The organism is Nonomuraea sp. PA05 (assembly GCF_008086045.1).
Classification (GTDB): domain Bacteria; phylum Actinomycetota; class Actinomycetes; order Streptosporangiales; family Streptosporangiaceae; genus Nonomuraea; species Nonomuraea monospora.
The window spans coordinates 35222-44130 of sequence record NZ_VSEY01000073.1 but is presented as its reverse complement, the minus strand read 5'-3'; the positions used below and the strand labels follow the sequence as shown (position 1 = coordinate 44130).

General features: G+C 73.0%; 8 protein-coding genes. 4 read left to right on the top strand and 4 right to left on the bottom strand.

Going from position 1 to position 8909, the window contains the following annotated elements; all coding sequences use genetic code 11:
* Window positions 1-414: 414 nt before the first annotated feature.
* Window positions 415-1575 carry a DUF418 domain-containing protein gene (locus FXF51_RS57405; RefSeq protein WP_148443323.1) on the top strand — a complete coding sequence of 387 codons (1161 nt, stop codon included), beginning with the start codon at window positions 415-417 and terminating at the stop codon, window positions 1573-1575.
* Here the strand turns inward: FXF51_RS57405 and FXF51_RS57400 are convergent.
* On the bottom strand, window positions 1572-2495 hold the full coding sequence (locus FXF51_RS57400) for an AraC family transcriptional regulator (protein WP_148443322.1): 924 nt from the start codon (window positions 2493-2495) through the stop codon (window positions 1572-1574). The two genes, FXF51_RS57405 and FXF51_RS57400, sit on opposite strands and share 4 nt — an antisense overlap.
* A gap of 119 nt (window positions 2496-2614) precedes the next feature.
* On the opposite strand from FXF51_RS57400, the gene FXF51_RS57395 reads away from it, so the two are divergent.
* The 3 genes from FXF51_RS57395 (at window position 2615) to FXF51_RS57385 (ending at window position 5782) form a co-directional block, all read left to right on the top strand.
* Window positions 2615-3166, top strand: a complete 552-nt coding sequence (locus tag FXF51_RS57395) for an NADPH-dependent FMN reductase (protein WP_148443321.1) — start codon at window positions 2615-2617, stop codon at window positions 3164-3166.
* A 72-nt stretch (window positions 3167-3238) separates the two neighbouring features.
* Window positions 3239-5431, top strand: coding sequence for a hypothetical protein (locus tag FXF51_RS57390; RefSeq protein ID WP_222871951.1), 2193 nt, complete (start codon window positions 3239-3241; stop codon window positions 5429-5431).
* 12 nt (window positions 5432-5443) lie between these two features.
* Window positions 5444-5782: a hypothetical protein gene (locus FXF51_RS57385; RefSeq protein ID WP_148443320.1), complete on the top strand. Its 339-nt coding sequence runs from the start codon at window positions 5444-5446 to the stop codon at window positions 5780-5782.
* A gap of 21 nt (window positions 5783-5803) precedes the next feature.
* Here the strand turns inward: FXF51_RS57385 and FXF51_RS57380 are convergent, their stop codons facing one another.
* The 3 genes from FXF51_RS57380 to FXF51_RS57370 form a co-directional block, all read right to left on the bottom strand.
* A complete protein-coding gene (locus FXF51_RS57380) occupies window positions 5804-6961 on the bottom strand; it encodes a serine hydrolase domain-containing protein (protein ID WP_148443319.1) in 1158 nt (385 codons plus the stop codon).
* 98 nt (window positions 6962-7059) lie between these two features.
* Window positions 7060-7962, bottom strand: coding sequence for an alpha/beta fold hydrolase (locus FXF51_RS57375; protein WP_148443318.1), 903 nt, complete (start codon window positions 7960-7962; stop codon window positions 7060-7062).
* A gap of 84 nt (window positions 7963-8046) precedes the next feature.
* Window positions 8047-8865 carry an SAM-dependent methyltransferase gene (locus tag FXF51_RS57370; protein ID WP_148443317.1) on the bottom strand — a complete coding sequence of 273 codons (819 nt, stop codon included), beginning with the start codon at window positions 8863-8865 and terminating at the stop codon, window positions 8047-8049.
* Between the last annotated feature and the right edge of the window lie 44 nt (window positions 8866-8909).

Genomic DNA, 8909 nt, shown 5'->3' with positions numbered 1-8909 from the left:
GGGGGGGGGGGGGGGGGGGGGGGGGGGGGGGGTCCGGGACGCTCAGGTACGCGTACGCGGCCCAGCCGCCGCCGGCCAGCAGGAGCACGGCCAGGCCGCTCGCCAGGCCGATGAGCAGCGCGGTGTTGTTCTTGGGAGGGCGCGGTCGTCCCGGGGCACCGTACGGCGGCCGACCCCCGTATGGCGCGTATGGCGGCTGTCCTCCGTGCGGTGGCGGGGGTCCGTAACCCTGGGGCGGGCCGTAAGGCTGGGGAGGGCCGTAGCCTGCGGGCCGCGGAGGCTGCGGGGGGTATGCCATGCCCTCATTGTGGTGCAGGCCCTTACCTTCTGCCCCAAACACCCCATGCTTTGGTCGCCTCGCAGGAGACCAAGGTTCGATGCCGGGCCCGGCAAGCCGTCCGTAGCTTCAGGCTCATGACAGAAGTGCGCACACCGCCCGCCACCCGTGTCCACGAGGTGGACGTGGTGCGCGGGTTCGCGCTCGCGGGCATCCTGGTCGCCAACATCGGCTACTTCGCCGACCCCGGCTACGCCGTCAACGGCGCCATGCCCATCCCCGACGGCCCCGTGGCCTCGCTCATCACGGCGCTCGTGCTGACCAAGTTCTACATCGTCTTCTCGTTCCTGTTCGGCTACTCGTTCACGCTCCAGCTGCGCTCGGCGGAGCGGGCGGGCGTGAGCGTGCGGGCCAGGACGCTGCGCCGGTGCCTGGGGCTGTTCGTGATCGGCCTGGCGCACGGGCTGCTGCTGTGGATCGGCGACATCCTCACCCTGTACGCCGTGCTCGGCCTGGTCCTGCTCGCGATGCGCGGCATCAGGCCGAGGACGGCCGTGGTGACCGGGTCGGCCATCGTGGGCGGGCTCGCCCTGCTGTGGGCGGGGCTGGCGGCGCTGTCCACCCTCGACCCCACGGCCGGTCAGCCCCCGGCCGCCGATCCGGCGGCGGCGGCCCGCGTGCTGGCCCTGGCCACCGGCAGCCCGCTCGACGTGCTGACCCTCCAGGTGGAGCTCTACCCGTCGCTCGCCGCGATGATCTGGCTCTTCCAGGGGCCGACGGCGCTGGCCATGTTCCTGTTCGGGCTGGCGGCGGGCAAGACCAGGCTGCTGGAGGAGACCGGGCGCTGGTGGCGGCTCGCGCCCCGGATCCAGTGGATCGGCTTCGGCCTCGGCCTGCCCGGCGGGGTGCTGCTCGCGGTGACGGCCGGGCAGGCGGGCGCGTGGGAGCCGGCCGGGCTGGCGGTGAGCGCGGTCACCTCGGTGCCGCTGGCCGCCGCGTACGTGGTCACCCTGCTGCGCGTGACTCGCCGCTTCCCCGCCGCCGGGCGGGCGCTGGCCCCCGCCGGACGGGTGGCGGCCTCCAACTACCTCGGGCAGTCGGTGTTGTGCTGCCTGATCTTCACCGGGTACGGCCTCGCGCTGGCGGGCAAGCTGTCACCGGCGGCCGTGATGGGCGTGGCCCTGATGATCTACGCCGTGCTGCTGGGGCTGAGCGCGTGGTGGCTGCGCACGCACCGGTACGGGCCCGTCGAGTACGCCCTGCGCCGCCTCACCACCTGGAGCCAGGCCGGCGCCTAGGCCACGGCCGCGCGGCGGCGGAACCGGCCGGGCGCCACGCCGTACTCCCGCTTGAAGGCGTTGCCGAAGGCGAACTCCGAGGTGTAACCCACCCGCTCGGCCACCTCCGCCACTGACGCGTCTGACTCGCGCAGCATGCGGGCCGCGCTCGCCAGCCGCCACCAGGTCAGGTACGCCAGCGGCGCCTGCCCGACCAGCGCCGTGAAGCGGCGCGCGAAGCCGGCCCGCGACAGGCCCGCGTGTGCGCCCAGCGACTCGACCGTCCAGCGGCGGCCCGGCTCGCAGTGGATGGCGTCGAGCGCGCGCCCGATGGCGGGGTCGGCCAGCGCGGCGGCCCAGCCCGACATCGTGCAGGGCTCGCCGTCGCTGTCGAACCAGGCCCGCAGGATGTACAGCTGCAACATGTCGAGCAGGGACGACACGACGGTGTCCGCGCCGGGGCGCGGGTTGCCGATCTCGCCGGCCAGCAGCTCGACGGCGGCCCGCAGCTCGGGGTGCCTGCCGAGCGTCGAGGGCAGGTGGATGAGGGCGGGCAGCGAGCCCAGGATGGGATGGCTGCGGTCGGGGAACGTACGGTAGCCGCAGGACAGGAGGACCGTCTCGGCCCCGGCGCCCTCGAAGCCGGCCGAGGAGAACAGCTCGGTGTGCAGCGCGCAGTCCGACCGAGCCAGCGGCCTGGCGGGGTCGTCGGCCAGCCCGAACCCGTCGCCGTGCGGCAGGAACACCACGTCGCCCACGTTCAGCCGGACGGGCTCGCCCTCGGGCGGCAGCAGCCAGCAGGACCCGCTCAGCACCACGTGAAAGCCCGCGGAACCGGGCGCTGAGGGGAACGCCACCCCCCACGGGGCCCGCCACGAGACGCGGCTGGAGTTGGGGCGGCCGGTGCGCATGAAGGCGACCACGTCGCTCAGCATGTCCATGGCGGCAAGTCTAACGCCTGAGACGATTGCGTATAAATCTGGGACAGCAGCGCATTCAGTATCTCGGCTTCTCCTTCTACGGTGATTCGAGTAACCGAACTTCCCTGAGGAGCACCGACATGCTGAAGGTAGGCATCATCCTTGGCAGCACCCGTCCAGGCCGCACCGGCGAGGTGGTGGCGCAGTGGGTCCGCGACCTGGCGGCCAAGCGGGGCGACGCCGAGTACGAGATCGTCGACCTGCTCGACTACGACCTGGGCAACCTGGACGAGCCCGAGCACCCCTCCACGGGCAACTACCAGCACGAGCACACCCGGCGCTGGTCGGCCAAGATCGCGTCCCTGGACGCCTTCGTGATCGTCACCCCCGAGTACAACAACTCCTACCCGGGCGCGCTCAAGAACGCCCTGGACTTCCTGTACACGGAGTGGACCAACAAGGCGGCCGGGTTCGTCGGCTACGGCGTGGACGGCGCGCCGCGGGCCATCTCGCACCTGCGGCACGTCCTCGGCCTGCTCAGCGTGGCCACCGTGTCGAACCAGGTCGGCCTGTCGATCCACACCGACTTCGTCGACGGCTTCAACCCCGCCGGCTTCCACGAGGACCGGCTCAACGCCGTCCTCGACCAGGTGCACACGTGGGGCTCCGCGCTGCGACCGCTGAGGGGATGAAGTCAGTAGGTATTTCTCCCTGTACGTCCCCCCTCTAGGAGAGCACGATCCTGGGCAAGGGGGTGAGCAGCAGTGCCGATCGCCTGGGGCAACGTGCGAGGACGGGTCGTCTTCGACAGCTCCCGGCACGACGTGCTCCTGGAACGCCAGTCGTCCGGGTTCTCCTGGACGGGCACCCGTTCCCTGCTGCTCACCGACCGGCCCGCCGTGTACGTGCACGACACCGGCGGACTCGGCATCCCGGTCGTCACCGCGCTGGACCCGGCCGCCGACCCCGACGCCACGATCGAGCTGGTCGACGGCAGCACCAGGCTGGTCGCCGACCTCCGGCTGCCGGACGGCAGAACCATCGAGCTCACCTCCGGCGAGCTGCCGCGCCCCGCGCTCACCGCGCTGACCGGCCTGCGCGGCAAACTCATGCCGGACGCCCAGGCCACGGACTTCATCAGCCCGTGCGCCATCTCGATCACCCCCCACTACGAGGCCGGCACCGGGGACGACGCCCCGGCCGAACTGGCCGCGTACGTGGTCGTCACGGGCGGTCGCCTGCAACTGCGCAGCCGCGGCCAGATCCCGCTGGAGTGGCCCGTGAACCGGGTCACCGCGACCCCCGTCGGGCCGAGCGCGGTCGAGCTGCGGGGCGGCGCCCTGCTCGGCGGGCACTTCCTCACCGGCGCGACCCTGCATCTCGTGACCCGGCAGGTGAGGACGGCCTTCCTCCTCGTCGCCGGATCCTCGGGGCAGGGGCCGCGCACGGTGGGCACCTCCGCACCGGTGTCGCTGCGCGGCCTGGGCGGCACGAGCGGCACGAGCGGCACGAGCGGCACGAGCGGCCTGGGCGGCACGAGCGGCACGGGCGGTAGTGCGGTGGTGCGGGCCGACTGCGTGCTGAGCGAGCACGCGCTGGAGTTCCAGGCACCCGACACGCAGCAGGTGCTCGCCCGCTTCGACCTCGGCGACCGGCACCTGCGCATCGCGGGGACGGCCGAGCGGTTCGTCGTGTTCAGCCCGGCGTACGGGCCGGTGACCGTGGAGTGCGCCTCCGAGGTGTTCGGGCGGCGGCTGCACCGCAACGCCGACCTGCGCGCCGCCGCCGAACGCACGCTCGGCTCCGGGGTGCTGCCCGCCGAACTGGCTGACGGGCGGCCGGTCGCGTGCGCGTTCGCACCCGACGGCATGCGCGTCAAGGGTGGCGGGATGAACGTGCGCATCCCGTACGAGCACATCAGAACCGTCGAGGGCAGACCGGGGCCGCCCCGAGCCGAACTGCGGCTCACCACCGAACGCACGGACCTGCGCGTCGTCGCCCAGCCCGAGCTCGTCCAGGCCCTGCACACCGAGGTTCGGGCGTGGAGCAACGCGTGCGCGAGCGCGGCGCAGGTGCCCGACATGCTGCGCGCCGCCGTCGGGCTGGAGGAGGACTACCTGCTCTACACCGTGTTCGGCCCGTTCTACGAGCTGCACGCGGCGCTGCTCGGCGACGTCGGCGCCGACCAACTCGGCCGCCCCGTCGAGCTGCCCGAAGCCGGGGACGAGCGCGCCAGGATCGCCGCCGTCCTCCAGGCCGGGCTCCAGGAACTGCAGGCCCACCTCGACCAGGTCGCCACCGTCCTGCCCGCCTTCCTACGGCACCGCGACGCGCAACTCCTCGCCGCGGCCACCGGCGGCGCCGAACCCGGCTGGCTGAAAGCCGGGGAGCCGAGGCTGCGGGCGGCGCTCGCCCCCGCGCAGCGGGCCGCCGCCGAAACCGGGGCCCTCGCCGCTCAGCTCTCCCGCGTGATGGACCTCGACCCCGACGCGCTGCCCAAGGTCAGCTACGCGGGGGCAGCCCTGTCGCTGGGGGCGGCGGCACTGCTCAACCCGGTGTTCGCCGTGTCGGGCATCTCCCAGGCGTACTCGTCGCACGCGCAGGGCGAGCAGCGCAAGGCGCACGTGACCGCCCAGTCCGAGCGGGGGTGGGGCGTGGTGCTCGATCGGTGGAACGCGCTGGTGGGGGCTTCGGTGCCGGTGCTCGCGTACGTGCTGACCGAGAACGTGTTCGCGCTGCGCTGGGAGACCGCCCGGCGCATCGGGCAGTCTCTCGCCGGCGCGCCACCCGACGCCCGGCTGCCCGCGCTGCGCGCGGTGGCGCGGCGGCTCGCCGTCCTCGACGTGATGCGGCGGTATCCGGGCGGATCCGGGGTGCGGCTGCGGCGCGGGGAGATCGCCGGCCACCTGCGGGCCGCCCGCGAGTCCGTACGGACGCCGCGGTTCCTGGACTTCTGAGGGGTGGTCGTCGTGACCTTGTTCACCAGCCAGTTCGACCGGGCGCGGGACGTGGCCGGCGCCTACGCGGGGGAGGCCGGGGAGACCCGGTTCTGGGTGCCCGCCGCCGTCGTCGGGGGAGTCGCGGTGGCGGGGGTCGCGGAGGGCTGGGGTGAAGGGTGGGATCAAGGGTGGGACGCGGGCGCGCCTGAGGGTGAGCCGGTCGCGGGCGACGGTGGGGTGGTGGGCGCGCCTGTCGTGGACGACGGTGGGGCGTGGTCGCATCACGGGGATCACACGGACGCGTCGGTGGGTGGGGATGGTGACTTCTTCTACTTCATCGACGGGGACAGCAGCCTGACGATCGGCTGAGCATCAGAGGGCCGGCGCGCCTCAGAGGGCCTCTGCCACGACGTCACCGACTCGTTGCGCGGTGCTGAAGTCGGGCGCCAGCCGGTTCTTGGTGATCGCGAACGCCACACCGGTCGCGGTGTCGGCGCAGGCGTAGCTGCCGCCGCTGCCCGCCCAGCCGAACACGGTCGGGGTGTCGGCGGGGTCGGTGCCGAGGCGGCCGATGGCGTAGCCGTTCGACAGGACGGCGCGGTTGCCGAACACCTGGTCCACGTCGTCCACGATCGGGGTGCTCAGCTCGCGCAGGCGGTTCGCCGAGATCAGCCGGACGCCGTCCACCGGGGCGAGGAGGGCGGCGTACATGCGGGCCGCCGCGCGGGCGGTGAACTGGCCCGCCGCCGGGATCGCCGCCGACAGCACGTCGGCCCGGTTCGCGAACGCGGCCCCCGGCCGCACGCCACGCGGCGCCACCACGAAAGCGGCCGGATCGCCGAGCCCCGACGCCGCTCCGGGCTCTTCGCGTGACGGGGCCTCGGGCTCTTCGCGCGTCGGGGTCGCCGGTTGCTCGGCGTACTCCGGAGCGTCCTCCAGCCGGGCGAGCCTCCCCAGCTCGGCCCGCGGCACGCCGAGGAACAGCTCGTTCGCCACCTTCAGCGGCCCGGCCACCTCCTCGGCGAACGCCCGCGCCACAGGCACGCCGGTGACCCGCCGCACGACCTCCCCGACGATGTAGCCGAAGGTGTAGGAGTGGTAGCCGCTGCCGGTGCCCGGCTCCCACCACGGCCGCGCGTCGGCGATCACCGCGCACATCCGCTGCCAGTCGCACAGGTCTGCGGGGGTGAGGCCGGCGGGCAGCCCCGGCACGCCCGTCGCATGCGTCATGGCGTGCCGTAACGTGGCCGCGCCCTTGCCGTGCGCGCCGAACTCCGGCCACACCTCGGCGATCGGCAGGTCGTAGTCGAGAGCCCCGCGTTCGGCCAGCACGTGGACGAGGGCGGCCGTCAGGCCCTTGCCCGCCGAGAAGGCGTGGAACGGCGTGCCCGGGGTCACCGGCCGCCCGGTCGCCGGGTCGGCGAGGCCGGCCACCACGTCGGCGACCTGCTCGCCGTGCCGGTAGACGGCGATCTGCAGCCCGCGTTCCGCCCCGGAGCGTACGAGCTCGTCGGCCGTCTCCTGAAGCCGCCGCTGCAGGACGTTCATGATGCCGCCTCCCCGATCGGGCCCCGCGCGCCGTTCACGAGACAGACCGCTGCAGGACGTTCATGATGCCGCCTCCCCGATCGGGCCCAGCGCGCCGTTCACGAGGCAGGTCCCTGTTCGGCGCGGTGGACGAGGCCGGCGATGCGCAGGGCGAGCTCGGGCAGCAGCGCCCCGGGCAGGTTGTGCCCCATGCCGTCGATGACGACCAGCTCGGCCCCGGGGATCGCTTCCGCCGTGGACCTGCCGCCGCTGACGTCGCACATCAGGTCGTCGGAGCCGTGGATCACGAGCGTGGGCACGCGCACGTCGCGCAGCCGCGCCGTGCGGTCGCCCGAGGCGACGACGGCGACGGTCTGCCGCGCCATCCCGACCGGGTCGTAGGCCCGGTCGTAGGCGAGCGTGACCCGCTCGCGCAGCTCGTCCTCGCCGGTCGGGTAACCGGGCGACCCGAGGATCTGGAACGCCTTGACCCACTGCTCGATCGCGTCCTCCCGGGTGGCGGGCGGCGGCCCCGCCACGCGGGACAGCGCCTCGCGGTCGGCCCCGCCGACGCCGGGCGCGCCCGTCGTGCTCATGATCGACGTCAGCGACCGGACGCGGGCGGGATGCTCGATCGCCACCGTCTGCGCGATCATCCCGCCCAGCGAGACGCCGACGAAATGCGCGCTGTCCAGCCCCAGCGCGTCGAGCAGCCCGACGGTGTCGGCCGCCATGTCGGACAGCGTGTAGGAGGCCGAGGACGGGTCACCGGCCAGGGCCGCCTGAAGGTCGGGCGGCGGCGCGTCGTGGAAGTGGGTCGACAGGCCGACGTCGCGGTTGTCGAACCTGATCACCTGGCAGCCGCGGGCGACGAGCTCGGCGCAGAAGCCCTCCGGCCAGTGGATGAGCTGCCCGCCCGCGCCCATCACCAGCAGCACCGGTGGCGCCTGCGGGTCGCCGAGCCGCTCGTACGTCACCTCGATCTTGTCGGGACCGACCCCGAGCGCCTTTTCCTCGCTCATACGGCACCACCTCCTGCGGGCCATCGTATTTCGCCGGGACGGTCATTCGCCGAATTACGCTTCGGGGATATTCGCGATGATGACTCAGCGCTTTCGGCCGACCCCCGCCAGTACGTTGTAACGGGTCAAATCCTGACGAATAATGTCGCCTGGCTCGCTGCGCCAATCGGCCAGAGGCACCAGTCCCGGCTCGATCAGCTCCAGGTCGCCGAAGTACGACGCGATCTCCGCCCGTGTGCGCCAGCGGCCCGTCCCCAGGCTCTGGTTGAAGCTCCGCTCCGCCTCCACGGCGATCCTGGACGCCTCCGGGTGCTCATCGCCCGGATCGTGAAAGTGCACGATGGCCAGCCGGCTGCCGGGCGCGAGGACCGAGCGGAACCTGGCCATCACGCCGGACGGGTCCTCGTCGTCGTTGACGTGGTGCAGCACGGACACCAACAGCAGGCCGAGCGGCCTGCCGAAGTCCAGGCGTGCCCGGACCTCGGGATCGTCCAGGATCTCGGCGGGGCGGCGGACGTCGCCGGGGACGAACGTGGCGCGGTCGTCCCCGGCCAGCAGCGCGCGGCCGTGCGCCTGCACGATCGGATCGTTGTCGACGTAGACGACGCGGGCGTCCGCGGACACCGCCTGGGCGATCTCGTGTACGTTGCCCTGCGTGGGGAGCCCCGAGCCGAGATCGAGGAACTGCCGGATGCCGGCCTCGGCCGCCATGTGTTGTACTGCGCGGCGCAGGAAGGTCCGGTTGGCGCGGCCTGCCTCGCGGGCGTCGGGGGCGATTCTCAGGGCTTCTTCGGCGACCTTGCGGTCGACTTCGTAATTGTTCTTGCCGCCGAGGAAATAGTCGTAGACGCGGGCGATGCTGGGTTCGGTGGGGTCTACGCCGAGTGGCGCCCATTCCTCCATGGAAGGGAATCGTAGCGGTGAATCGTGGTGATTTATAAGGCGCA